21 protein-coding genes are annotated in these 25,194 nt (G+C 68.5%); 8 read left to right on the top strand and 13 right to left on the bottom strand.

Annotated elements, in window-relative coordinates:
• Window positions 1-9: 9 nt before the first annotated feature.
• The 3 genes from ACTJKF_RS20600 (at window position 10) to ACTJKF_RS20590 (ending at window position 3,389) form a co-directional block, all read left to right on the top strand.
• Complete coding sequence (locus ACTJKF_RS20600) at window positions 10-744, top strand: DsbA family oxidoreductase (protein WP_440625608.1); 735 nt, start codon at window positions 10-12, stop codon at window positions 742-744.
• Between the two features lie 114 nt (window positions 745-858).
• Window positions 859-2,298 carry a DHA2 family efflux MFS transporter permease subunit gene (locus tag ACTJKF_RS20595; protein ID WP_440625606.1) on the top strand — a complete coding sequence of 480 codons (1,440 nt, stop codon included), beginning with the start codon at window positions 859-861 and terminating at the stop codon, window positions 2,296-2,298.
• Window positions 2,299-2,600: 302 nt separating this feature from the next.
• Window positions 2,601-3,389, top strand: coding sequence for a sulfite exporter TauE/SafE family protein (locus ACTJKF_RS20590; protein WP_440625605.1), 789 nt, complete (start codon window positions 2,601-2,603; stop codon window positions 3,387-3,389).
• An 81-nt stretch (window positions 3,390-3,470) separates the two neighbouring features.
• Here the strand turns inward: ACTJKF_RS20590 and ACTJKF_RS20585 are convergent, their stop codons facing one another.
• From ACTJKF_RS20585 to ACTJKF_RS20565, 5 genes are all read right to left on the bottom strand, one after another.
• Window positions 3,471-3,917, bottom strand: a complete 447-nt coding sequence (locus ACTJKF_RS20585; RefSeq protein ID WP_440625604.1) for a hypothetical protein — start codon at window positions 3,915-3,917, stop codon at window positions 3,471-3,473.
• Window positions 3,917-4,489, bottom strand: coding sequence for a nucleotidyltransferase domain-containing protein (locus ACTJKF_RS20580; protein WP_440625603.1), 573 nt, complete (start codon window positions 4,487-4,489; stop codon window positions 3,917-3,919). The genes ACTJKF_RS20585 and ACTJKF_RS20580 overlap by 1 nt, the downstream gene beginning before the upstream one ends.
• A gap of 268 nt (window positions 4,490-4,757) precedes the next feature.
• Window positions 4,758-6,593, bottom strand: a complete 1,836-nt coding sequence (locus ACTJKF_RS20575; protein WP_440625602.1) for a S10 family peptidase — start codon at window positions 6,591-6,593, stop codon at window positions 4,758-4,760.
• A gap of 613 nt (window positions 6,594-7,206) precedes the next feature.
• Window positions 7,207-9,294 carry a D-(-)-3-hydroxybutyrate oligomer hydrolase gene (locus ACTJKF_RS20570; RefSeq protein WP_440625601.1) on the bottom strand — a complete coding sequence of 696 codons (2,088 nt, stop codon included), beginning with the start codon at window positions 9,292-9,294 and terminating at the stop codon, window positions 7,207-7,209.
• A 249-nt stretch (window positions 9,295-9,543) separates the two neighbouring features.
• On the bottom strand, window positions 9,544-9,909 hold the full coding sequence (locus ACTJKF_RS20565; protein ID WP_440625600.1) for a BON domain-containing protein: 366 nt from the start codon (window positions 9,907-9,909) through the stop codon (window positions 9,544-9,546).
• Window positions 9,910-10,358: 449 nt separating this feature from the next.
• Between ACTJKF_RS20565 and ACTJKF_RS20560 the strand changes: the two genes are divergently transcribed.
• The 3 genes from ACTJKF_RS20560 to ACTJKF_RS20550 all read left to right on the top strand — a co-directional run bounded on the left by ACTJKF_RS20560 (window position 10,359) and on the right by ACTJKF_RS20550 (window position 13,544).
• Window positions 10,359-11,798, top strand: a complete 1,440-nt coding sequence (locus ACTJKF_RS20560) for a TAXI family TRAP transporter solute-binding subunit (RefSeq protein WP_440625599.1) — start codon at window positions 10,359-10,361, stop codon at window positions 11,796-11,798.
• Between the two features lie 93 nt (window positions 11,799-11,891).
• Window positions 11,892-12,530 carry a 2-hydroxychromene-2-carboxylate isomerase gene (locus ACTJKF_RS20555; RefSeq protein WP_440625597.1) on the top strand — a complete coding sequence of 213 codons (639 nt, stop codon included), beginning with the start codon at window positions 11,892-11,894 and terminating at the stop codon, window positions 12,528-12,530.
• A gap of 66 nt (window positions 12,531-12,596) precedes the next feature.
• Window positions 12,597-13,544, top strand: coding sequence for a LysR family transcriptional regulator (locus ACTJKF_RS20550; protein WP_440625596.1), 948 nt, complete (start codon window positions 12,597-12,599; stop codon window positions 13,542-13,544).
• Window positions 13,545-13,598: 54 nt separating this feature from the next.
• On the opposite strand, the gene ACTJKF_RS20545 is transcribed toward ACTJKF_RS20550, so the two are convergent.
• The 4 genes from ACTJKF_RS20545 to xdhA all read right to left on the bottom strand — a co-directional run bounded on the left by ACTJKF_RS20545 (window position 13,599) and on the right by xdhA (window position 18,721).
• Complete coding sequence (locus ACTJKF_RS20545; RefSeq protein ID WP_440625594.1) at window positions 13,599-14,000, bottom strand: polyketide cyclase; 402 nt, start codon at window positions 13,998-14,000, stop codon at window positions 13,599-13,601.
• A 97-nt stretch (window positions 14,001-14,097) separates the two neighbouring features.
• A complete protein-coding gene (gene xdhC, locus ACTJKF_RS20540) occupies window positions 14,098-14,766 on the bottom strand; it encodes a xanthine dehydrogenase accessory protein XdhC (protein WP_440625593.1) in 669 nt (222 codons plus the stop codon).
• A gap of 1 nt (window position 14,767) precedes the next feature.
• The gene (xdhB, locus tag ACTJKF_RS20535) at window positions 14,768-17,131 is read right to left on the bottom strand and encodes a xanthine dehydrogenase molybdopterin binding subunit (protein ID WP_440625591.1); all 2,364 of its coding nucleotides are present in this window, start codon (window positions 17,129-17,131) and stop codon (window positions 14,768-14,770) included.
• An 18-nt stretch (window positions 17,132-17,149) separates the two neighbouring features.
• A complete protein-coding gene (xdhA, locus tag ACTJKF_RS20530) occupies window positions 17,150-18,721 on the bottom strand; it encodes a xanthine dehydrogenase small subunit (protein ID WP_440625589.1) in 1,572 nt (523 codons plus the stop codon).
• A gap of 350 nt (window positions 18,722-19,071) precedes the next feature.
• Here xdhA and ACTJKF_RS20525 point away from each other — a divergent pair, with 350 nt between their 5' ends.
• Window positions 19,072-20,286 carry an MFS transporter gene (locus tag ACTJKF_RS20525; protein WP_440625587.1) on the top strand — a complete coding sequence of 405 codons (1,215 nt, stop codon included), beginning with the start codon at window positions 19,072-19,074 and terminating at the stop codon, window positions 20,284-20,286.
• A 55-nt stretch (window positions 20,287-20,341) separates the two neighbouring features.
• Here ACTJKF_RS20525 and ACTJKF_RS20520 read toward each other — a convergent pair whose 3' ends face one another.
• The 3 genes from ACTJKF_RS20520 to ACTJKF_RS20510 form a co-directional block, all read right to left on the bottom strand.
• Window positions 20,342-20,929: an RES family NAD+ phosphorylase gene (locus ACTJKF_RS20520; RefSeq protein WP_440625586.1), complete on the bottom strand. Its 588-nt coding sequence runs from the start codon at window positions 20,927-20,929 to the stop codon at window positions 20,342-20,344.
• A 15-nt stretch (window positions 20,930-20,944) separates the two neighbouring features.
• Entirely contained in the window at window positions 20,945-21,601 is a 657-nt protein-coding gene (locus tag ACTJKF_RS20515) for a hypothetical protein (protein ID WP_440625585.1), read from the bottom strand.
• Window positions 21,602-21,724: 123 nt separating this feature from the next.
• Window positions 21,725-22,615, bottom strand: a complete 891-nt coding sequence (locus tag ACTJKF_RS20510; RefSeq protein WP_440625584.1) for a DMT family transporter — start codon at window positions 22,613-22,615, stop codon at window positions 21,725-21,727.
• 133 nt (window positions 22,616-22,748) lie between these two features.
• On the opposite strand from ACTJKF_RS20510, the gene ACTJKF_RS20505 reads away from it, so the two are divergent.
• Window positions 22,749-23,684, top strand: coding sequence for a helix-turn-helix domain-containing protein (locus tag ACTJKF_RS20505; protein WP_440625583.1), 936 nt, complete (start codon window positions 22,749-22,751; stop codon window positions 23,682-23,684).
• Window positions 23,685-23,752: 68 nt separating this feature from the next.
• On the opposite strand, the gene ACTJKF_RS20500 is transcribed toward ACTJKF_RS20505, so the two are convergent.
• The gene (locus ACTJKF_RS20500) at window positions 23,753-24,964 is read right to left on the bottom strand and encodes a pyridoxal-phosphate-dependent aminotransferase family protein (protein ID WP_440625582.1); all 1,212 of its coding nucleotides are present in this window, start codon (window positions 24,962-24,964) and stop codon (window positions 23,753-23,755) included.
• Window positions 24,965-25,194: the final 230 nt, after the last annotated feature.

Raw genomic sequence — 25,194 nt, 5'->3', positions numbered from 1 at the left:
GGACCGCCCATGACGACCACGCCTGCCCCGACGACCCGCCCGACCCTGACCGTCGAAATCTGGTCCGACCTGATCTGCCCGTGGTGCTGGATCGGCAAGCGCCGCTTCGACGAGGCACTCGCCGCGTTCGCGCACGCCGGGCAGGTCGACGTCGCGCTGCGTGCGTACCGGCTGATGCCGGGCCAGCCGGTCGAGCCGGTCGAGGCGATGCTCGCAGGCAAGTACCGGATGTCGCCCGCGCAGGTCGACCAGATGCTGCGCCAGGTGACCGACGCGGCCGCGAGCGTCGGACTGCGCTACGACCTGCCCGGCACCCTCGCCGGCGATACGCTCGACGCTCACCGGCTCGTGAAGCTCGCGGAAGCGACCGGCCGCGCGCATGCGCTGACCGAGCGGCTGTACCGCGCCTATTTCTGCGAGCACGGCTCGCTGTTCGACCACGCGGCGCTAATCGACTTCGCGGTCGAAGCGGGGCTCGAGCGCTCGGCCGTCGAAGGCGTGCTGCGCAGCGACGCGTATCGCGACGAAGTCGAGGCCGACATCGCGCGCGCCGCGCAGATCGGCGGACGCGGCGTGCCGCTGTTCGTGTTCGGCGGCCGCTACGCGGTGTCGGGCGCGCAGCCGGCCGATGTGTTCGCGCAAGCGCTCGAGCAAGCGTGGCGCGAGGGCGGCATCGTCGAGCTGACGGGCGACGACGCGGCCGCGTGCGGCCCCGACGGCTGCGAACTGCCGCCGCGCGGATAACCGCGGGCGCACCGCCGCTACGCGCCGCTCCTGTCACAAACCGGCAGGAAGCACGCGCGAATGACGTCTACAATTCAGCCTTTCAAATAACTATCAGAGAGAAGACGGCAGGCCATGACCCACGGGATCCACGGCGAGAAGCGCTGGTACGCGCTGATCGTCCTCTGCCTCGGCGTGCTGATGATCGTGCTCGACAGCACGATCGTGAACGTCGCACTGCCGTCGATCAGCACCGACCTCCATTTCACCGAGACGGCCCTCGTGTGGGTCGTCAACGCGTACCTGCTGACGTTCGGCGGCTGCCTGCTGCTCGGCGGCAGGCTCGGCGATCTCTACGGCCAGCGGCGCATGTTCCTCGCGGGGCTCGTCGTGTTCACGCTCGCGTCGCTCGCGTGCGGCCTCGCGCAATCGCAGACGATGCTGATCGCCGCGCGCGCGGTGCAGGGCTTCGGCGGCGCGATCGTGTCGGCCGTGTCGCTGTCGCTGATCATGAACCTCTTCACCGAGCCGGGCGAGCGGGCGCGCGCGATGGGCGTCTACGGCTTCGTCTGCGCGGGCGGCGGCAGCATCGGCGTGCTGCTCGGCGGGCTGCTGACGAGCACGCTGTCGTGGCACTGGATCTTCCTCGTCAACCTGCCGATCGGCATCGCCGTCCATGCGATGTGCGTCGCACTGCTGCCGCGCATGCGCGCGCCGGCCGGCGCCGCACGGCTCGACGTCGCGGGCGCGCTCACCGTGACCGCGTCGCTGATGCTCGCGGTTTACGGGATCGTCGGCGGCAACGAGGCCGGCTGGCTGTCGACGCAGACCCTGGTGCTGATCGGCGCGGCCGTCGTGCTGCTCGCGCTGTTCATCGCGATCGAGGCGCGCGTCGCGCATCCGCTGATGCCGCTCACGCTGTTCGCCGCGCGCAACGTCGCGCTCGCGAACGTGATCGGCGTGCTGTGGGCCGCCGCGATGTTCGCGTGGTTCTTCCTGTCCGCGCTCTACATGCAGCGCGTGCTCGGCTACGGACCGCTGCAAGTCGGGCTCGCGTTCCTGCCGGCGAACCTGATCATGGCCGCGTTCTCGCTCGGGTTGTCCGCGCGGATCGTGATGCGCTTCGGGATCCGCGCCCCGATCGCGGCCGGCCTGCTGATCGCGGCGTGCGGGCTCGCGCTGTTCTCGCGCGCGCCGGCGGACGGCGGCTTCATCTGGCACGTGTTGCCCGGCATGACGCTGCTCGGCATCGGCGCGGGTGTCGCGTTCAATCCGGTGCTGCTCGCCGCGATGAGCGACGTCGACCCGGCCGATTCGGGCCTCGCGTCGGGGATCGTCAACACGGCGTTCATGATGGGCGGCGCACTCGGCCTCGCCGTGCTCGCGAGCCTCGCGGCCGCGCGCACCGATGCGCTCGCGGCCGCCCACGCGACGCCGCTCGACGCGCTGAACGGCGGCTACCACGCGGCGTTCGCGGTCGGCGCGGCGTTCGCGGCCGCGGCCGGGCTGCTCGGGCTTGCGCTGCGCATCCGCCGCCAGGACGCCGTGCCGGGCGTCGGTCCCGCGATGCATTGACGGCCAGCCGCGGCCGAACCGGGGCGCGCGCCGGCGCGCCCGCTCCCACCTTTTTCGTCCAATCCGCCCCACCCCGCCCGATCGCCAGGCAGCGGCCAAACCACCCGCCGACGCCCCCGCCCGCTTCGATTCCCGTTCAAACGACCGTTTCACCCACCGTGAAAGGGCCGCCCGGCGGACCTTCGCGACCGATTTTTAACGTAGTCGTACATCGACGCGCCACTTTTGCGACAATGGCGGACTTTGACGCGCGCGCCGCCGCCGCGCGCCGCCGCCGAACGCCGCATAACCGCCTGCTTCCGATGTCGCTTCCCCATATCGATCTGCTGTACTCCCTGTCCGGCCTGTTCGTCGGCATCCTCGTCGGCCTGACGGGCGTCGGCGGCGGTTCGCTGATGACGCCGATCCTGGTGCTGCTGTTCGGCGTCCACCCCGCGACGGCGGTCGGCACCGACCTGCTGTACGCGGCCGCGACCAAGGGCACCGGCACGCTCGTCCACGGGCTGAAGGGGTCGATCGACTGGCGCATCACCGGCCGGCTCGCCGCCGGCAGCGTCCCGGCCGCGGCGATCACGCTGTGGGCGATGCACACGCACGGGATGAATTCGCCCGGCACCGCGCGGGTGATTCAACTGGTGCTCGGCGTCGCGCTGCTGCTCACGTCGCTCGCACTGATCTTCCGGCCGCAGCTGACCGCGCTTGCCGCGCGCAATCCGCTCGCACCGAGCCCCGCGCGCACGCTTTGGGCGACCGTGCTGACCGGCGCCGTGCTCGGCGTGCTCGTGTCGATGACGTCGGTCGGCGCCGGCGCGATCGGCGTGACCGTGCTGCTGCTGCTGTACCCGGCGCTCGCGACCAACCGCATCGTCGGGTCCGACATCGCGCACGCGGTGCCGCTCACGCTGGTCGCCGGCATGGGCCACTGGCTGCTCGGCTCGGTCGACTGGTCGATGCTGCTGTCGCTGCTGCTCGGCTCGCTGCCCGGCATCGTGCTCGGCAGCCTGCTGTCGGCGCGCGCGCCCGAGCGGCTGCTGCGCAACCTGCTCGCCGCGACGCTCGTCGCGGTCGGCGTGCGGCTCGTGCTCGCGTAGGCGGGGCGAGCGCCTGAGCGGGCATGGGCCTATTTCGTCACCACTCGGAAGCCGGCCGTCACTTCCTGACTTGGCGGACGATCAAGCGGGTGATGGCGTACCAGTCAGCGTATGCGCAACGGGCGGATATTTTGCGAGGATGCTCAGCATGGTCGCAGCCTCTGCCTTCGACACCGGGGGAAACGGCGAAACATACGACGTGCCATTGCGACGCTCGTGCGCCTTCGTGATAAAGGCGAATTCCTGAGCACTCACGCCTAGCGAGGTGGACACCCGCTGGATGGCCAGGTTACGGCCGGCATCTTTGGTTCGCACCTCGTAGTATTCCAGGATGGCCTGCACCACCTGAAAATAGCCCTCATAGGCCAACGTAAATATCTGCAGAGGCCGGCCGGAATCCAGCACATCGGCGGTTGCCTTGTAGTCCGCGGCATTGCGCAGGAATCCGGCGATTGCCCCGGGTGTCGGAACAACCGCATCGAATGCTTTCGTCTTGATGAGGTTCTCGTATTCAGTCGGGCGTGGCATCACAATATCCTCAGCCTGGGGCTTTGGGCGATCTGGGCCATGACGGGATCAGCCTCTACCAGCGCAGTCCATTCGGCAGGCTCGTACAAGGAGAAGTTGACGGGGCGCATCAAGGTTTGCTCCGCCACGTGCATCGCTTCGGAGAGCTCGAGGAGCGGGACGTTGCCGATGACGATCAGATCGATGTCGCTGCGGCCACTGTCGGTACCCTTGGCCACCGAGCCGAACACGAACGCCGTGGAGATTTGTGCGGCAAAGGGCAACAAGGCTTCCTTCAACGGCTCCACAACGGCGAACGACTTGCGCGCGATGCTGACCAGTTCCGGATAGAGGATGAATTCCGGATTCGCGCGGATGCTCCGTTGTCGGCCTCGCCGTGCATCTTCCTTGAGCACGCCGACCTCGACCAGCCGGTCGATCTGTTTTTGAGCGCTTCCGCGCCCGCTGTCCGCCAGACGCAGCAGTTCCTGCAGCGTGAAACTGCGTTCAGGTTGCAGCAGTACGGCACCCAGAACCCGTTGCATGCCCGGCGTGAAGAGAAAGTCCGCGAGACCCACGATAATCCTCGACATAGGGATATTCGGCCTCATTATGGGGATTTCCAGGAAAATCCTCAATAGAGGGCTATTTATCCCTCTTCTAAGGATTTCTCGGCTCCATCGCAGGTCGCCACGGCGTGCAACGCCTCCTCGAACAAGACAATGCCCCGGAGGTCCAGGACTCCCGGGGCACCGTTGAGGATGACAGCACCGCCATCGAGACATGTCACGCGAAGAGCGGGCGCACGTGACCAGGCGGCACCTTTACGTCAGATCAGGCGGCGCGAGCCGCCCGTCACGCTTACTGCCCCTGCCGCTGCAGTTGCTGCTGCTTCATCTGCAGCGTACGCGCCTGCAGCTTCAGTACACGCTGCAGCGCGGTACGGTTCGCGAGAATGCCGTCGTAGAAGTTGCCGAGGTCGCCCTTCAGCGCGGTCCGCGACGCGTCGTTCAGGTAGATCATGTGGCCCGACGGGTAGTTCTTGATCGTCAGGTTCCGCGCCTTGAGCGTCGGATCGAGCGGCATCTGCGCGAGCGTCAGCTCGGTCTGGTGGAACGGCGTGACCGCATCGAAATAGCCGTTTGCCGACAGCACCTTCAGGTCCGGGTTCACGCTCATCGTCGCCGCCAGGTCGCCGGCCGTGTACAGCGTATTGCCGCCGCCCTTGTTCGCGCCGGTCGGGTCGGTGTGGCTGAAGTCCCAGTTGTTGAAGACCTGGTCGTTCAGGTCCACGAACGACGAGGTCGACGTGTACTTGAGATCGGTGTTGATGTAGCTGTTCCACAGCACCGTGTACGCGCCGCCGACGTTCGTGATCGACGGATCGTTGCTGCCCGAGTTCGGCAGGATGTACGGCGCGATGCCCTTGCCCGTGAAGTTCGCGCGACCGTCGTACTGGCCGATCTGCGTGCCCGGCACGAGCGTCAGGAAGAACGTGTACGGCGGGTTGTCGTCCGACGACGGCACGTTGCCGAGCGCGGCCGGGTTGCCGAAGGTCTGGATCAGCGACGTCGGATCGGTGCCGATGTACGAACCCATCTGCTGCGCGGTCTGCAGGTTCAGGTTCAGCCGCACGTTCACGAAGCCGCCGTCCTGCGGGTTCGGCTTCTGCGCGAGCGGCGCGAGCGTGTCGTCCGCGTAGTGGCGGGCCTCCACCATGTACGCGTCGAGATCGGTCGGCGTCGGATTGAGCGTCGTCTTCTTCCAGTAGAACGCGTCGGCCGCGAGCGTCGGGAACGTGCCCGGCGCGGACAGCGCATTCGCATAGTCGAGGATCGACGACTGCAGCGTGATCCCGTTCAGGTCGATGCCGTCCTCATGCAGCACCCACGACACGACCGCGCTGCGCGCCGTGCCGTACGACTCGCCGTACAGGAACTTCGGCGAATTCCAGCGCGAGTACTTGGTCAGGTAGCGCTGGATGAAGCGGTCGATCGAGTGCGCGTCCTGGTCGGTGCCCCAGAAGTCCTTGTTCCTGGCCGGGGCGATCGCCGCGGAATAGCCGGTGCCGACCGGGTTGATGAACACCAGATCGGTGCGGTCGAGCAGGCTGTCCGGGTTGTCGAGCAGCTTGTACGGTGCCGGCGGCGTGAAGTTCGGGAACGACGACTGCAGACGCTTCGGCCCGTACGACCCGAGCAGCAGGTAAACCGACGACGAGCCGGGGCCGCCGTTGTAGAAGAACGTGACCGGGCGCGGCTTCGACGGATCCGGGTTGTCCTGCGTGTACGCGACATAGAACATCTTCGCGTTCGGCGCCGACGTCGTTGGATCGATGGTGGTCAGGTGGCCGGTCGTGGCCGTGTACTGGAGGGTCTTGCCGCCGATCGTGACCTGGCGGTGCACGACCGCGGCACCTTCGGCCGAATCCGTGACCGCGTCGTTCGGCCCGGTGCCGTACACGTCGTTGTCGACATACGGCTGGTCGGCCGGGACGGCGGCCGTTGCATTGGTGCCGGCCGACGTGCTGCCGTTCGCCGCCGTCGCGGCGGCCGCCGTGGCGGCGGTCGGGGCCGACCCGTCGTCGCCGCCGCAGCCCGTGACGAGCAGCGCCGCGGCCGCGGCTGCGGCAATCGGCAGGCTCAGTGTCGTTCCAAATAGCGCGAAACCGTCTTTCAAGGACTTCAGTGTCGTCATTATTGCCTCTCGAACAGAACGATAAATACCGCCGGCCGCAAAGGATCATTTGCGCCGGCGCTCCGCACCGGGAGCGCATTCGTTTTGCGATGCACTCCGAGTTTTTTACCGGATCGGCGAATACCGATCGGCATGATTTACCCCCACCCATATTCCGCGACCGCACAATGGAATCAATTCCATTGCGAACGACAATTCAATAATTTGCAGCAATTCGAATTCACAACCGCGATTCGCACGCGTGAGAAACCGCAAGCAAAAACCTCCCCTGCAAGGCCCGCCACACAAGGCGCCTTCGCTTGGAACAGACGAACGATCCCCTTCGGCGAGATGCCAATTAATCGCGAAACGACGATCAATCGCAGCTCGAGCCGATTTAATAAAATCGAAAGGATCGATTAACTATACAGAAAGTAAGATTGTCTCTCTCGGAATTTATTAAATTAAGTGAAAATATCGGCGCATAATAGATTCCGGGTTTTTCGCCGTAAAGTAATAATTTGTTACAGCGTTCGCCATTCCGATAAAGGCGCGCGCGGTACCGATTCCAGACGCTGAAAATAAAAAAGCCGGACGCGGGTCCGGCTTCGACAACGCGGCGCAGCGGGCGCCGTCAGAGCGGCACGTCGATCGCGCCGGCGCCGGTCGTGATCGCATTCGCGCCCGGCGCGGTCGCGATCGGCGGCAGGTTCGTGCCCGTCAGTGCGGGCGCGGCGCCCGGCGTGCCGCCGCGCGGCACCGTGCGGATCACCTGCGACGGCGGCAGCGGCGCGCCGTTCTTCAGATGCCGCCACATCAGGTTCAGCGCCTGCAGGTTGTAGTAGTGGACCGGCACGAAGCGCGTGTCGAAACCTGCGACCGGCAGGAACGCATCGAAGTGCTGCCCGTTCGTCACCTCGTAGAACACGAGCTGGCTGTGGCCGCCTTCGCTGATGCTGTTCTGCGCGACGTACGCGCGCGACGCATGGTTCACCGGCACGAGCGCATCGCTGCGGCCCTGCACGATGATCGCCGGCTTGCCCTGCAGGTTCGCGTTCACGCGCACCGCATCGACGTTCGCGGGCATGTCGAGCATCCCGTTGGTCCACAGCTGGCGCAGACACAGCGCGCCGGCAAAGCTCGCGTCGGGCGTCGCCAGCCGGTGATCGACGCCCGCGCCGGTGTTGAACACGAGATTGACGCCGGCCGTCGGCGGCACGCCGTTGCCGAGGCCGAATACGGCCGGCATCGGCGACGCGGCGGGCGGTGCGACCGCCCCCGTCGCGCTGGTGGTCGCGAAACTGAAATTGCACAGGTTGTCGGTCACGCGCGAGCGCGTGTAGGCGTTCGCATAAGTGACCGCGATCGCCGGAATCGCCTGCGAATCCCACATCGGCGCCTGCAGCAGGTCGGAATCGGCGAGGTAGCCGGCCGCATGCAGCTGCGCGAGCGCGTCGGCGGCCTGGCTCTGCGTATCGGCGCCCGACACGAGTCCCGCGGCGGCGAGCGTCGCGCAGCGCTGCGTGCGGATCGACTGCGTGGTGGCGAGCGGCAGCGCGCTCAGGTACGGTGCGCCCGCGAGCGACGCCGACGCGGCCGCGCACGGCTCCAGCAGGTTCGCGAGCGTCGCGTAGTCGGCCAGCGGACGGCCGAACGACGGCACCGGCTGGCCGCTCTCGCGCACGACCGCGTTGGGCGCCATCCGCACGTTCACCTGCGGCTCGCCGACCACGACCGCGGTGATCCAGCGACGGGTGTCCTGCTCGGCCGCCGCGAGCGCCGCGCCGCCGCCGTTGCTGACGGACGCGGCGATCGTCGTGATGTCGCCCGGGTGATAGCGCACGCCGTGATGCGAGCCGTCGAGCAGCGCGCCGAACTGTTCGTTGAGTGCCCAGTACGCGAATTCGACCGCCTGCAGCGTCGCGTGCCCCCAGTCCTGCTCGGGATTCTGCTGCGAGTGCGCGTGCTTGAACGCGTAACGGTTCGGGAAGCGGTTGTTGAACGCGGCCAGGTCGCCGCTCGTCACGTTCGCGGTAAAGAGGCTGGCATTGCCGGCCAGCACCGCATCGGCGAGCGTGCCGTCGATCAGCGTGATCGTGTCGGAACCGAGCTCGTGCGCGCCGTTGCCGCCGCCCTTGTCGTTGTAGGCGACCGCGCAGCCGCGCTTGAGGCCCCATTCGCCCGCCGCCGAAATCGCGCCGTACACGCCGCGCGAGCCCGACGACGTCGCGGTGACGACGCACGGCTGCGCGGGATCGAAGCTCGCCGGCACCTGCACGAGCAGCGTCACGTTCTTGCGGCCGCTGCCGTCGTCGGAATACGCGAGATATTCGGTGCCGGGAATCTTGCCTTCGCCGAGCGTGTCGTTGCCGTCGAGGTCGACGTTCGGCCCCCAGAAGCGGCCGTAGCCGCCGTTCGCGCTCATGTCGACGAGCGCGCGGTAGTTCGACCAGATCGCGACCCGGCGCAGTTCGGCGCCTGTCGGCCGGGACGGATTCGCGAACCCGGGTGCGGTGGCGGCGGCGAGGCCCGTCTTGCCGAGGCCGGCCGTCAGCAGGTCGTCGCTCGTGCCGTCGTAGGCGGTCGTGCGTACGCTGCCGGACACGAAACCGGGCAGCCGGTTGCGTTCGCCCGAGTCGTCGCCGTTGCAGGCGCCGAGCAACGTGAGCGCGGCCAGCGCCGCGCCGAGAAGAAACCGACTGCCCCACCCGTGCGTCGTCATTGCCGCCCTCTCGATATCGATATCGTTATCGGTCCGCCGCCGCATCGTGCGCGGCTCGCGGCCATCGGGAAAACGCCGGGTCGACCCGCGTTTTCGGCCTCGACGGAAGTCCCGTTCGGGGCATGCCGTAGCGGTGAACCTGGCGCGAAGCGACAGGCCCGCGGGCATACTGCAGTGCGAACGGGCCCCGATATGCCGGGGCCCGCCTGAAAGCGGGCGCGCGCGGCGCTGACGCGCCGCTGCCCGGCGTTATTGCTGCTGGACCGTCAGCTTGTTCGTGACCGACGTCACGCCCTTCACGCCCTTGGCTGCCGCTTCCGCCTTGTCGATTTGAGCCTGGTCGGGCACCGTGCCCTCCAGCGAGATCGCGCCGCCCTTCGAACGCACGACGAGGTTCGCCACGTCGACGCCGCCTGCCTTCGTAATGGCCTTGCGCACCGCGTAGCCGAGCTTGCGGTTCGCCTTCTTCGCGGTCTTGGCCGCCGCTTTCGGCGAGCTCGTTGCCGCGGCCGGCGCTTCGGTGGCCGCCGCATCGCTCGACTGCGCGTACACGCTGCCCGTCAGACAGGCCGCCACGGCCGCAACACCCAACGCTCTCAACACGATCGACTTCATGCTATCTCCTTGTGACTCCGGAACGGCCGTGCACAGTACGGCCGAATACCCCCAAAGGCAGCCGGCCCGCGCGCGAACGGGCGGGACGGCCGATGATTTCCACGGCGATGCGAGAGAGGCGACACGGGCCGGCGGCCGGCGCGCGCGAATGCGGGCCGGCCGGGCCGGACAGCCGCCGGCCGGACGCGCCCGGTCTCATTACATGCCGGGTCGCGCGCGAATCGGGCGCGGCTGCGTCGCACAATGTAATCCAGCGCCCGCCGAAGCGCAAAGCTTTTGCGCGCGGGCCGCCGGCGCCCGCCACCGGGGCGGCCCGGGCAAGCAGCCGCGAGCGGCAGCCGATTCGCGCACGCCGGGGGAAACCGGGTACCATCGCCGCCAGAACGTGCATCGCGTGCATCGGTGACGGCCGTCACCGATGCGCCACACCCGTGTCATCCGTCGATTCCATGAAGCCAGCCAGCCCTCGCCCGCCCCGTCGCATCCTCGCCCGCTTCGTCGCGGTGTCGTGGCGCGACCTCGCGCTGTCGATCGGCCCGACCGTGCTGCTCGCGGTCGCGGCAGTCTGGCTCGCGGTCAAGCTGATCCAGCCGGCGCCGCCGTCCACGCTCGTGATTTCGTCCGGGCCGCCCGGCAGCACGTACTGGAACGCCGCGCAGAAATACAAGGCGATCCTCGCAAAGAACGGCGTCACGCTCGACGTCGAGTCGTCCGAAGGATCCGCGCAGAACCTCGCACGATTGTCGAACCCGAACGCACCGGTCGACGTCGGCTTCGTGCAGAGCGGCATCGGCCCGAAGGAGCGCGATGAACACCTGGTGTCACTCGGCAGCATCGGCTACGTGCCGCTCGCGATCATGTACCGCGGCCCGGTCGTCGCGCGCCTGTCGGACTTCAAGGGCAAGCGGCTCGCGCTCGGCGCGGAAGGCAGCGGCGCACGCGAGTTGAGCCTCGCGCTGCTGAAGATGAACGGCATCGTGCCGGGCGGCTCGACCGAGCTCTTGCCGACCGCCGGCGAGGACGCCGCGACCGCGCTGCTCGACGGCAAGATCGACGCCGCATTCCTGTCCGGCGACTCGACGCAGATCCCGGTGATGTCGAAGCTGTTCCGCGCGCCGGGCGTGCACGTGTACTCGTTCACGCAGGCCGAGGCGTACGCGCGGCGCTTTCCGTACCTGACCGCGATCACGCTGCCGATGGGCGTCTACGATCTCGGCCGCAACCTGCCGCCCGCCGACATTCATACGGTCGCGCCGACGATCGAACTGGTCGCGCGCGACTCGCTGCACCCCGCACTGTCCGACCTGCTGATCGAGGCCGCACGCGAAGTGCACGGCCACGCGACGATCCTGCAGCACGCAGGCGAATTCCCGTCGGCCATCACGCGCGGTTTCCCGCTGTCCGACGACGCGTCGCGCTATTACAAGTCGGGCAAGACCTTCCTGTACCGGCGGCTGCCGTTCTGGGTCGCGAGTCTGGTCGACCGGCTGCTCGTCGTGCTGGTGCCGCTGGTCGTCGTGCTGATCCCCGGCTTGCGGCTGGTGCCGTCGCTGTATGGCTGGCGCGTGCGCTCGCGCATCTACCGCTGGTACGGCGCGCTGATCGCGCTCGAGCGCCGCGCGCTCGGCGAGCACACGGCCGACGAGCGCGTCCAGTTGCTCAACGAGCTCGACGACATCGAGGAAGCCGTGAACCGGATGAAGATGCCGCTCGCGTACGCGGGGCAGTTCTACGTGCTGCGCGAGCACATCGGTTTCGTGCGCGAGCGGCTCACCGCGCATGAGCACGACGCCGCATCGGCCGCCTCCGGCACGCCGGGCGCCGGCGCGCCCGCAGCGGCGCGCGGCGGCGGCGACGAGCCCCCTCGGGCGACTCCCGGTTCCGCGTGAGCGGCCGATCCGCGATCATTGCTGCATGCGCACGCCGCCGCGTAACATGAAGGCCGCCGCCAGGCGCGCACGCCCCACCCTCTGGAGATCGCCATGACAACCGGCCTCGATACTGCCCAACCCGCCTGGTTCTACGACTTCGTGTCGCCGTTCTCCTACCTGCTGCTGGAGCAGCACGACAAGTGGCCGGACGTGCCGTTCGAACCGGTCGCCGTGTCGCTGCCCGACCTGCAGCGCCACTGGGGGCAGCGCTCGAGCGCCGACGTGCCGACCAAGCGCGTGTTCACGTACCGCCACGCGCTGTTTCGCGCAGAGCAGCTCGGCATCCGCTTCAAGATGCCGCCCGCGCATCCGTTCGATTCCGACAAGGTGCTGCGCCTCGCGATCGCGCTGCGCGCCGACATCGCGACCGTGCTGGAAATGTTCCGCTTCATCTGGCACGACGGCAACGATCCGTCGACGCCGGACGGGTTCGCCGCGCTGTGCGAACGCGTCGGCGTCGGGCATGGCGACGAGCTGATCGAATTCGAGGAAACGAGCGCGCAGTTGCGCCGCAACACCGACGACGCGATCGCGCTCGGCGTGTTCGGCGTACCGACCTTCTGGATGAACCGGCAGCTGTTCTGGGGCGAGGATGCGCTGCCGATGGTGCTGTACTGCGCGCGCACGCCGAACTGGCTCGAATCGCGCGAGGTCAAGCGGATCAGCGCGCTGCCGAAGGGCCGTGCGTGATGGCCGGTATCACGCACGGCGACGCGCGGCTGCGGTAAGGTTACGCTTCACCCGAATCCCCCGACGATGGAAGACGACGACCGTACCGCCTCGCTCGATATCTGGCTCGTGCGCGTATTGCGCACGCTGCTGCTCGAGCGCAGCGTCACGCAGGCCGCGCTGCGGCTGAACCAGACGCAGCCCGCGATCAGCACCGCGCTGCGCAAGCTGCGCGAGACGCTGAACGACCCGATCCTCGTGCGCGGCAAATCCGGGATGGTGCCGACCGAGTACGGCGCATCGCTGCTCGGTGCCGCATCGCGCGCGCTGCGCGAGGTCGACTTCATCGCGACGCCGCACGGCGACTTCGATCCGTCGTCCGCGCGCCGCACGTTCCGCGTCGCGGCGCCCGACTACCTGAACGATTTCTTCATGCCGACGCTGATCGAGCGCTTTCGCGACGCGGCACCGCATGCGCATCTGGAAATCGATTCGCTGAATCCCGCGCTCGATCACGCGGAGGCGCTCGAATCGGGCGCGCTCGATCTCGTGATCGGCAACTGGCCGAAACCCGACCCGCACTTCGCCCGCCAGGACCTGTTCTCCGACACGATCGTGTGCCTGATGCGCGACGCGCATCCGCTCGCGCGCGCACCGCTCACCCGCGAAGCGTACGCGTCGGCCGCGCACGTCGCGCCGACGCCGTACACCGGCGACAAGCGCAACGCGATCGAGATCGGCCTCGCGCGTGCCCGCCTCACGCGGCGGATCGTGACGACGCTGCCGTACTTCGGCATCGTGCCGCAGGTGCTGCTGCAGTCTGACCTGATCTTCACGACGACGCGCCGCTTCGCGACGCACTATGCGCAGTTGCTGCCGCTCGTCGTCGTCACGCCGCCCGTGCCGTTTCCCCGCATCAAGAGCTACCTGCTCACGCACCCGCAGCCCGATCGCCCGACCGACATCGCGTGGCTGTGCGCGCTGATGCAGAGCGTATCCGACGAGCTGACGGCCGCACGCGGTCGCAAGCGCTGACCCGGCGCAGAACCGGCGCGCGATGGCCCGCGCGCGATCATGCGGCGCAGCCCCTCAGGCCGTGCAGAAGGTTTCCTGCAGATGGGTCCAGCGCACGACGCCAGCCGCGTCGCGTTCGAACACGGCGGTCGTGCGACGCGCGGGCAATGCGCCCGACGCCGCGTGCTGGGCTTCGAAATAGGTAAGCACCGCGTGCGACGCGCCGGTCGCGATCACGCGGATGTCCGACAGCGTGATGCGCAGCCCCGGCTTCGCGCCGCCGAGCTTCGCGAACAGCGCGCGCGTGCCGTCGCGATCGAGCGCGCGACCGTCGGTCATGATCATCGTGAATTCGGCGGAGAAAGGCGCGAGCATCGCGTCGAGTGCCGCGGGTGACGTGTCGACGCCGGACAGCCAGCGCTCGATGGCGACGACGCTCGCATCCAGCACGTCGAGATAGACCTGAGGTTCGGACATGGTGCCTGCACGAAAGACGCGCGGCCCGATGCCGCGCGATCCGTGCAGTGTAGGCAATAACGCGCGAACGTGCGCCGAGCGTATCGGCCGCGCGCCGTTACCGCGCGCAGCTCACGCCGTCGCGCACGCGGCCGGCCGCAGTGGCTTTCGCATCGGCCACCGGCATGCCCGAGCGGGCCTGCAGCAGTTCCGCGCAGACGGCCACCGCGATCGCGCCGGGCGCCTTGTCGACGATGCCGGCCACGCCGATCGGACACACCATCTCCGTGAGCCGTGCCGGATCGACACCGCGCGCGGCGAGGCGGCGCTCGAACTTCACGCGCTTGGTGCGCGAGCCGATCATCCCGAAATACGCGAAGTCGCGCCGCCGCATGATCTGCGCGGCGAGCGCGAAGTCGAGCGCGTGGTTATGCGTCATCACGAGGAAGTACGCACCGGGCGGCGCCGCGTCGACGACGGCCTCGGGTATGTCGGTCGGTTCCGGCTGCACGTTCGGCGGACACTCGTCCGGGAACAGCTCGTCGCGCGTGTCGACCCACTGCACGACGCACGGCAATGCGCCGAACAGCGTGACGAGCGCGTGACCGACGTGCCCCGCGCCGAACAGCACGATGTGCATCGGCGGCGCCGCCGCGCTCGCGCGGTTGCGCCGGCCGGTGCCTGGCGCGAACCTCTGCGGCGGCGACGGCACGGTGCCGCTCGCGCCGTCGCACCCGGCGACGGCCGCATGCGACGCGGCACGCAGCGAACGGGCGGGTTCGTTCATGTCAGCCTGCCCGGGCCGCACTCGCCGCGCGCACCGCATGCACCGCGCGCAGGATCGACTCGCCGGTGGCCGGCGCGTCGAGCGGCGGATTCACCTGGTAGTCGCCCACCGCGGCCACCGCGTCGCGCACCGCGAAGAACACCGAGAACGGCAGCAGCAGCGGCGGCTCGCCGACGGCCTTCGAACGATGGATGCTGTCCTCGACGTTGCGGTTCTGGAACAGCCGCACGTTGAACTCGGGCGGCGTGTCGTTGACGGTCGGGATCTTGTACGTGGACGGCGCGTGCGTCATCAGCTTGCCGCCCGCGTTCCACCACAGCTCCTCGGTCGTGAGCCAGCCCATCCCCTGGATGAACGCGCCTTCGACCTGGCCGATGTCGAGCGCCGGGTTCAGCGACGCGCCGACGTCGTGCAGCGCATCGACGCGCAGCGTGCGCATCTCGCCCGTCAGCGTGTCGATCACGACTTCCGACACGGCCGCGCCGTACGAGTAGTAGTAGAACGGCCGGCCCTGCAGCTTCGACTGATCCCAGTGCAGCTTCGGCGTCGCGTAGAAACCGTCGGACCACAACTGCACGCGCGCGAGATACGCCTTCGCGATCACTTCGCCGAACGGCACGCTCGCGCCGCCGACCCACACGACGTCGTTGCCGAACTTCACGTCGGCCGCATCGACCTTGCCGTCGCCGAACTGCTTCGCCGCGAACACCGCGAGCCGCTCGCGCAGCTGGCGCGCCGCGTCCTGCGCGGCCTTGCCGTTCAGGTCGGAGCCCGTCGACGCGGCGGTCGCGGACGTGTTCGCGACCTTGCTCGTGTCGGTCGCCGTCACGCGGATCCGGCCGAAGCGGATGCCGAGCTCGTGCGCGACGACCTGCGCGACCTTCGTGTTGAGCCCCTGCCCCATCTCCGTGCCGCCGTGGTTCACGAGCACCGAGCCGTCCGTGTAGATGTGCACCAGCGCGCCGGCCTGGTTGAAGTGCGTGACGTTGAACGCGATGCCGAACTTCACCGGCGTGAGCGCGATGCCCTTCTTCAGCACCGTGTTGCGTGCATTGAATGCGCGCACGCCCGCGCGTCGCGCGCGGTAGTCGCTCGTCGTCTCCAGCTCGCCGAGCAGCTCCTGCAGCACGTTGTCCTCGACCGTCTGCCCGTAAGGCGTCACGTTGCGTTCGGTCTTGCCGTACAGGTTCGCATAGCGCACGTCGAGCGGATCGCGGCCGAGCGCGCGCGCGATGTCGTCGAGGATGTATTCGATCGCGAACGCGCCCTGCGGGCCGCCGAAGCCGCGGAACGCGGTGTTCGACTGCGTGTTGGTCTTGCCGCAGTAGCCGGCGATGTTCACGTCGCCCAGCCAGTACGCGTTGTCGAAGTGGCACACCGCGCGCGTCATCACCGGGCCCGACAGGTCGGCCGAGAAGCCGCAGCGCGACGTCATGTCGAGCGCGACGCCGTCGAGGCGGCCGTCGTCGTCGTAACCGACCTCGAAGCGGTAATGGAAGTCGTGCCGCTTGCCGGTGATCATCATGTCGTCGTCGCGGTCGGGACGCAGCTTCACCGGGCACAGCAGCTTCCACGCGGCGAGCGCCGCGCAGCATGCAAAGAGGCCCGACTGCGATTCCTTGCCGCCGAACCCGCCGCCCATCCGGCGGCATTCGACCAGCACGTTGTGCGACGCGACGCCGAGCACGTGCGCGACGAGGTGCTGCATTTCGCTCGGGTGCTGCGTCGAGCAGTACACGTGCATCCCGTCGTCGTCCTTCGGCACCGCGTACGCGATCTGCCCTTCCAGGTAGAACTGCTCCTGGCCGCCGAGCAGCATCTCGCCCGACTCGCGATGCGGCGCGGCGGCGAGCCGCGCGGCCGCGTCGCCGCGCGCGAGCTTCAGCGGCGGGATCACGTAGGTCTCGGCCTTGCGCGCCTCCTGCGCGGTCAGGATCGCGGGCAGTTCCTCGTAGTCGACTTTCGCGCGGCGCACGGCGAGCCGCGCCGTTTCGTGCGACGTCGCGACGACGATGAACATCGGCTGGCCGACGAACTGCACGATGCCCTTCGCGAGCACCGGATCGTCGTGGATGATCGGGCCGCAATCGTTGACGCCGGGGATGTCGTCGGCCGTGAACACGGCGACCACGCCGGGCGTCGCGCGCACCGCGTCGAAGTTCATCGACACGATCCTCGCGTGCGGCTTCGCGGACAACCCGAGCGCCGCGTGCAGCGTGCCGGCGACGATCGGAATGTCGTCGGTGTAGGTCGCGCGACCGCTGACGTGCAGGTGGGCGGATTCGTGTGCGCGGGAGACGTGCACCTGCGCAGCGTCGGCTTGCGGGTCGAGGGTGCTCAGGAACGGTTCTGCTTGCTGGTTCATGTTCGATGTTCTCCCTCTTCAGACGCGCGCCGCGTCGTTGGCAACTTCAGCGGCCACTTCAGCGGCCACTTCGCGCACGTTCAACGCCTGCGGCGGCAGCGGGTCGTGCGGGCGCGTCTCCAGCCAGAATCGATACATCAGGTTCTTCGCGGTATCGAGGCGGTACGCGCTCGTCGCGCGCATGTCGGACAGCGGCTGGTAATCGCGCTCGAGCGCCTGCATCGCGGCCTGCGCGGTGGCTTCGTGCCACTGCGCGCCGTCGAGCACGGCTTCCGTGTGGGTCGCGCGCTTCGGCGTCGCGGCCATCCCGCCGAACGCGATGCGCGGCTCGCGGATCAGCTCGCCGTCCGCGATGAACGCGAATGCCGCGCACACCGCCGAGATGTCCGAGTCGAACCGCTTCGACAGCTTGTAGGTGCGGAACTGCAGTTTCGCGCGCGCACCGGTGCGGGTCGGCACCTTCAGGCCGACGACGAATTCGTGCGGCGCCATGTCCTTTTGCTGATAGCCGGTGTAGAGCGCTTCGAGCGGCAGTTCGCGCACCGTGTCGCCGCCGCGCAGCACCACCCGCGCGCCGAGCGCGATCAGGCCGGGCATCGAGTCGCCGATCGGCGAGCCGTTCGCGACGTTGCCGCCGATCGTCCCCGCGTTGCGGATCGGCAGCGACGCGAAACGCTTCCACATTTCGGTCAGTTCCGGATACGTGCCGGCGAGGGCCGCATACCCTTTCTCGACCGTCACGCCCGCACCGATTTCGATCCAGTCGTCGCCGTGCGCGATGTTCTGCAGCTCGGCGATCTGGCCGACGTAGATCAGGTCGTCGAGCCGGCGCATCTGCTTGGTGACCCACAGGCCCATGTCGGTGCTGCCGGCGAGGATCCGCGCGTCGGGACGCTCGGCCTTCAGCGCGGCCAGCGCGTCGAGCGTGCGCGGCGCCGCGAAGCGCGCGCCGTCGATCGTCGTGTAGTCGAACGTGTCGTCACGCTTGAGCGACGCGAGCGTGCGGGCGAGCGCGGCCGTGTCGACCGGCGCGGCCGGGGCGGCCGCACCTTCGCCGGTCGCGTCGAACATCTGCACCGCCGCGTCGACGATCGGCCGATAGCCGGTGCAGCGGCACAGGTTGCCGGTCAGCGCATCGGCGATCTCGGTGCGCGTCGGCACGTCCTTCGCCTTCGCGCACGCGCTGCCGCAGCCTTCGTGGCCGTGCTTCTCGTACAGCGCCCACATCGACATCACGAAGCCGGGCGTGCAGAACCCGCATTGCGAGCCGTGGCAATCGACCATCGCCTGCTGCACCGGATGCAGCGAACCGTCCGGCTGGCGCAGGTCTTCCACCGTCAGCAGCGCCTTGCCGTCGAGCGTCGGCAGGAACTGGATGCACGCGTTGACGGCCTTGAACGCGACGGTGCCCGCGTCGGTCAGCTCGCCGACGACGACCGTGCACGCGCCGCAGTCGCCTTCCGCGCAGCCTTCCTTGGTGCCGGTGCAGTGCGCATCCTCGCGCAGGTACTGCAGCACGGTGCGGGTGACGTCCGCGCCGCTGACTTCGCGGACCGCGTGACGATGGTAGAAGCGGATCGGCTCACTCATGTCTCTATCGTTCTTCAAGTGGGGGCAAAGGCGGCCTGCGCGGGGCGCTCGACCGACGTCTTTCTGACAGTTTGAACGCTATCACCATCAAATTCCGCAACCCATAGCCCATCACGCATGGGGCCCATATAACTGCCGCGATATGAGCGCCGGGGCCGCCCGGCGGCCTTCCCGAGCATTGCCCCGCTTGCGTTTCGGGCCTGCCGGGCGCGATCCGCCGGCGCGCTGTCATCGATAAAACGGGTCGCGATTAACTAAACGGTACCTGCATGAAAACCGGTTCCATGGGAAAATCCCGATTCCGTTTTTGGCCGCTTTCCGTTCCGTTTTCGCTCATTCGTTCAGACCCCATGTCATCCGATTCCGCCACACCGCCGCGCAGCGGCGCTGCCGTCACGCTGCAAATCGTGTCCGTCGTCTGTTTCACGTTCATCTGCTACCTGACCATCGGCCTGCCGCTCGCCGTGCTGCCGGGCTTCGTCCACGACGACCTCGGCTTTTCGGCGATCGTCGCGGGCGGCGCGATCAGCGTCCAGTATTTCGCGACGCTCGCGTCGCGCCCGCTCGCCGGGCGCTTCGCCGACACGCTCGGGCCGAAGCAGACGGTGCTGCGCGGGCTGATCGGCTGCGGCGTGTCGGGCGTGTTGCTGCTCGTCGCGCTGCTGCTGGCGCACTGGCCGGTCGCGAGTCTCGTGCTGCTGGTCGCGAGCCGGCTCGTGCTCGGCGTCGGCGAAAGCCTGTGCGGCACCGGGGCGATCCTGTGGGGTATCGGCCGGGTCGGCGTCGCACACAACGCGAAGGTGATCTCGTGGAACGGCATCGCGACCTACGGCGCGCTCGCACTCGGCGCACCGGTCGGCGTCGCGATCGCGCATACGCTGAATCCGGCACTGATCGGCGTGATCGTGATCGCGCTCGCCGCGATCGGCTTCTACCTCGCCCGCCTGATCGACTCCGTGCCGCTCGTGCACGGCGAACGGATGTCGTATGCGAGCGTGTTCACGCGCGTGCTGCCGCACGGCCTCGGCCTCGCGCTCGGCTCGGCCGGCTTCGGCTCGATCGCGACCTTCGTCACGCTGTACTACGCGGCGCGCCACTGGCCCAACGCCGCGCTGTCGCTGACCGTGTTCGGCACGCTGTTCATCGGCGCGCGCCTGCTGTTCGCGAACACGATCAAGACCCACGGCGGCTTCCGCGTCGCGATCGTGTCGTTCGCGTTCGAATGCTCGGGCCTCGTGCTGCTGTGGCTCGCGCCCGTGCCGCACGTCGCGCTCGTCGGTGCCGCGCTGACCGGCTTCGGCTTCGCGCTGATCTTCCCGGCGCTCGGCGTCGAGGCCGTCGCGCTCGTGCCGCCGGCAAGCCGCGGCGCGGCGCTGTCCGCGTATTCGGTGTTCCTCGACCTGTCGCTCGGCATCACCGGCCCGCTCGCCGGCTATGTGGCCGGTGCGTTCGGTTATCCGCAGGTGTTCCTGTTCGCGGCGATGGCGGCTGCGGCGGGCGTCGCGCTGTCGATGGTGCTGTACCAGCGGCAGGCGCGGGTCGCGGGGAGTGGCGCGGCGGCGTAAGCCGCAACGCATGGGGCATGGGGCTTGACGCTCGTTGCCGTACGCGCAACGCAACTCAACGCAGCAGCACGTTGAAGTCCCGCAATACGCGGAGCGCATCGGGGTGGCGCCGGAACGGAACGGCGTTCCCGAGCGAGAGCTTGGGCCCGGCACGATCGAAGAGCACGAGCGCTTCCGACGTATTGAGATGGCGCGACATGTACAGAAATCCGTCGACGCGACGGTGATGCCGGTGGACGGCAAGCGACCACTGTTGCGGAACGTCGTACGGCACGGTGGTCGACAACGCGCCGTCGCCACCGAGGTTTTTCAGCGGCAAGCCATGCAGAACGGCCACGGTCAGCGGCACGCCGTCAAATGAAAGTACGTAGCGATCGAGTTCGGTCGTCACGAGCGGAAAACCGCCCAGCCGCAGATCGGCGACTTCGTCATGCAGCACCGTCTCGGCGAATGCGCAATGCAGATCGAAGCCGAAGTAGCGCGTGCCGTACCTCCGCCGCTTGCGCGGATCGTCGAAGCGATTGCCGCCCGACTTCCCGAAGTATGGCTCGCCGGTCGCGTATCGCGAGATGCGCACCAGCGCCGCCGGCGCAACTTCGCGAGTCACCAGTGTCGCGCGCGCGAAATGTTCCCCTGGTGCCATCAGCAATCATGCCTCCTAGCGCTCGGCAAACGCCATGGCGGCGCGCTCGACCCCGTCCACCTTCCCGTGCGACAGCGCGACGAGAGGCGTAACGTTGCCGAGGGACGCCTTCGGCGTCGTGAAGAACTGCCATTTGCTCCATCCCGGCAAACTGCCGAGGCATTGGGTCACCCTGCCCAACGTCTTGCGATCGATGTCTCCCGTCAGATAGAAGGCCGGATAGTACTGGGCGGCGCCGACATCGACCGCGAAGATCCGACCGGACGCCACAGCCTTGCTGAGCGCCTGCCGCGTCATGCCGAGGCCGGCCCATGTCTGCGCGGCGGGCAGCAGGTTGCCGTCGGCGACCAGCATGCGCCGTTCCGCCTGCACCTGCCGCTCCAGATCGGCGGCGACGACTCCGCCCCCCCGCTTCTTCCCGCCGGTTGGCTTCCTGTCGCGCGTCGCCGCAGCGGCGATGCCGAATGTGATCGTGCCGGCCAGATCGATGACCTGCTCGATGCCGACCTTGAACAAGTGCCCCAATTGCTCGTCCGACAGCCTGAGCAGCGCGCGCGCGCGATCGGGGCCGAGCATGGTCGCCGCGCCGACGGCGCTGCGCAGCGCTTCCTCCGTCTCGACATCGAGAAGTGCAGCCGTCCCTTCCAGCGTATGAGCTTGCGTGACCATCATCGCCTCCTGTCACTACCGGAGTGATCCAGCGTAGCCCCGAACCGAAACCAAGTCAACCACGTCAACCAAATCACCCCATGCACCGGTTTCTTCGATCGTGTGCTCACACTGTCGCGGGTTTCATCACGCCGCCCGCAGAAACACCCGCCGCGTCAGATCGAATGCGACGAGGTTGCCGGCCAGCACCAGCAGCAGCCCGATCACCGCGAGCGGCGACCACCGATAGCCCTCGAAGACCGTCGACACGGCCAGCGCGACGATCGGAAACAGCACCGTGCAGTACGCGGCGCGCTCCGGCCCGATCCGGCCGACGAGCGTCAGGTACGCGGTAAAGCCGATCACCGAGCCCGGCACGGCCAGATAGACGAGCGCGCCGAGATAACGCGGGCTCGGGTCGATCATGAACGGCAGCCCGGCGAGCGCGCTGCCGGCCGTCAGGATCGCCGCGCCGATCAGCATCGCCCAGCCGTTGGTCGCGAGCGGGTGCAGCCCCATCGACTGCATCCGGCTCGACAGCAGGTTGCCGGCCGAGAAGCACATCGTGCCCGCGAACGCGATCGCGAGACCCGTCCAGGTCGCGTGATCGTCGAGGTGGCCGGCCATCTGCTGCCAGAACAGGCACGCGATGCCGGCCAGCCCGAGCAGCGCGCCGGCGATCGCGGACGGCCGCAGCGGGCGGCCCATGAACAGCCGGCCGTTGATCGAATTCAGCAGCGGCGCGGTCGAGAAGATCACCGCGACGAGGCCGCTCGGCACGACCTGCTCCGAGTAGTAGAAGCACAGGAAATTCAGGCAGAACAACGCGAAGCCCTGCGCGACGAGGTAGCGCCACGCTTCGCGCGGCGGGCGCACCGGCCGGCGCATCACGCGCAGCAGCGCGAACAGCACGGCGGCCGCGAGCCAGAAGCGCCACGCGATCGACACGGGCGGCGGCACGGCGCCGAGCTGCCACTTGATCGCGATCCAGGTGGTGCCCCAGATCAGCACGGTGACGAAATAAAGCGACAGGTTCATGGCGGCAATGAAGCGGAACGAGTGAAACGGACTCCGACTATGCCGCCGCCCCGCCCGCGCGGATTGTCCGGAATTGCGGTCATTTTCGGCACGCCGCACCGCGCGCCGCCCGCGCGCTTATACTCGTCGCATCATGAGTTCGTCCCTGTACGCCCCGCCCGCCGACCACGCAGCCGCCCTTGGCGGCGACGCGCTGCCGTTCGGCCTGCAGTCGGTGTGCCGCACGCTCGCCGACGCCAACGCGACGCTCGAGCGTTTCACCTGGCTCGGCGACCATCTCGCGATCGCCGAATGGACGCGCATCACCGACGAAAGCGAGACGATCTACGAACAGCCCGGCCATCACACGCTGTCGTGCTATCTCGACGGCGGCTACCGGACGGAGCGCGAACGCGTGCCGCGCTACGGCGCGCCGAGCCTGCTGTGCGCGCTGCCGGGCGACCATGAATCACGCTGGTGGGTGCGCGGCGAAATGCACTTCATCCACCTGTACTTCCTGCCCGAGCATTTCACGCAGCGCGCGATTCGCGAGCTCGACCGCGAGCCGCGCGAGCTGAAGCTCGCCGACCGCACCTATTTCGAGGATGCGCGCGTCGCCGCGCAGTTCCGTTCGCTCGCGCTGGAGCGCTGGGACGATGCGGACGGGCGGCTGCGTGTGAACGAGGCCGCGCACGACGTGCTGAGCCTGCTGCTGCGCGGCCAGAGCACGACGCGCACCGACGCGCCGTTCCGCGGCGGGCTCGCGCCGGCCGTGCGCCGCCGCGTGCGCGACTATATCGACAGCTACCTGTCGCAGCCGCTGACGCTCGGCGAGCTGGCGGAGGTCGCCGCGCTGTCCGAATACCACTTCTCGCGGATGTTCCGGCTGTCGTTCGGCCGCGCGCCGCACGCATGGGTGGCCGAGCAGCGGCTCGCGCGGGCACGCCTGCTGCTGCGCACGACGGCAGTGCCGCTGGCGCAGGTCGCGGCCGACTGCGGCTACGCGAACGCCGGCCACTTCAGCCATCGTTTTCGCGACGCGCACGGCACGACGCCGAACGCGTACCGGCGCGCGATGCAGGGCGGTTGAGACCCGCGCGCCCCCTCAACGTGCCGGCTCGTGCACCGCGCACCCGGCACGCACCGCCGTCTCCCTGCTTACGCGCCTCGCTGCGACAGCGCCTGCTCGAGCGCGGCCACGCCGGCCGGCAGGTCGACCGGCACCTTCAGATCGACCATCGTGCGGCCGAACGCATGCAGCGTGCGGAACAGGTTGTGTTCGCGGCACTGCTCGCCCATCTGCCCGATCCGCACGATCGGCAGCCCGAACGAGCCGGAGATCTCGACCTGGTACTGCTTCGAGATATGGCCGCACACCATCCCGGGCGTGAGCCCTTCGGGCGTCTCGATCCCGACCACCGAATTGAGCCGGCAGTCCTTCGGCGCATAGAGCGTGAGCCCCATCGCCTCGACGCCCGCCTGCAGCGCGAGCGAGCAGCGCAGGTGGCGCGCGAAGCGGCTTTCGAGCGTCTCCGCGCAGACGAGGCGCAGCGCCTCGTGCAGCGCGAGCACGCCCGACACCGGCGCCGTGTAGTGATAGCCGGCGTTGTGCCAGAAGTTCTCCGCGAGCGCCATGTCGAGGCACCAGTGCGCGTTCGGTTCCGGACGCTGCTTCATCCGCTCCCAGGCGGCGTCGGAGAATGCGATCAGCGACACGCCGGGGATCGACGACAACCCCTTCTGACCGCCCGTGATCACCGCGTCGATGCCCCACGCGTCCATCTCGAGCGGCATCGTCGACAGCGTGCACACCGCGTCGACGACGACCAGCGCGCCGGCCGCCTTCGCAAGCGCCGCGATGTCGCGCAGGTCGCGGTTCCACACGGTGTTCGACGTCTCGCCCTGCACGATCGTGACGATCTCGGGCCGCTCGCGCGCGATCGCGTCCGCGATCTCGTCGAGGCTCGCGACCGAACGGTCGGCCACTTCGAGCATCGCGACGTCCGCCCCGATGCGCGTGGCCATCTCGGCCATCCGTGCGCTGAAGAACCCGTTGCGGATCGACAGCACGCGCGTGCCGCGCCACGCGAGGTTCGAGATTGCCATTTCCATCGCGGCGGAACCGGGGCCGGCGACGCCGAGCACCCACTTCGTGCGGGTCTGGAACACGTAGCGCGCCATCTCCTTCACCTGCTCGATGATCTTCGCCATCGTCGCGCCGAGGTGGTTGATCACGATCGTGTTCGCCTTCGCGACGGCGGCCGGGATCGGGACCGGGCCGGCCCCCATCATCAGCAGCGGTTCTTCGGGCAGGATCGCGTCGAGCGGCACGACGACGGGGCAGGGAATCGGCGAGTAATCAAGGGACATGGCAGGCATCAGAGGATGGAAGAAAGCGCGCGGGGCGTCGCCCGCCGCACGGCATGGCAACTGATCGATCATTCCGCGTTCCGCGCTCGCGCGCAAGAGGCACTCGCGGCCGGACAGCGTGACGGTGGCCCGGTCGACGGACCGGGCCAGCCGGCCGCGCGCATGGCGGCCGATCGTATTTCGCATTCGCACCGCTTTGCCGGCCGCATGCGAAGCGGTTCCATGCGCGG

The organism is Burkholderia sp. 22313, assembly GCF_052045245.1.
In the GTDB taxonomy this organism is placed as follows: Bacteria; Pseudomonadota; Gammaproteobacteria; order Burkholderiales; family Burkholderiaceae; genus Burkholderia.
This window is presented reverse-complemented; position numbering and strand designations above follow the sequence as displayed.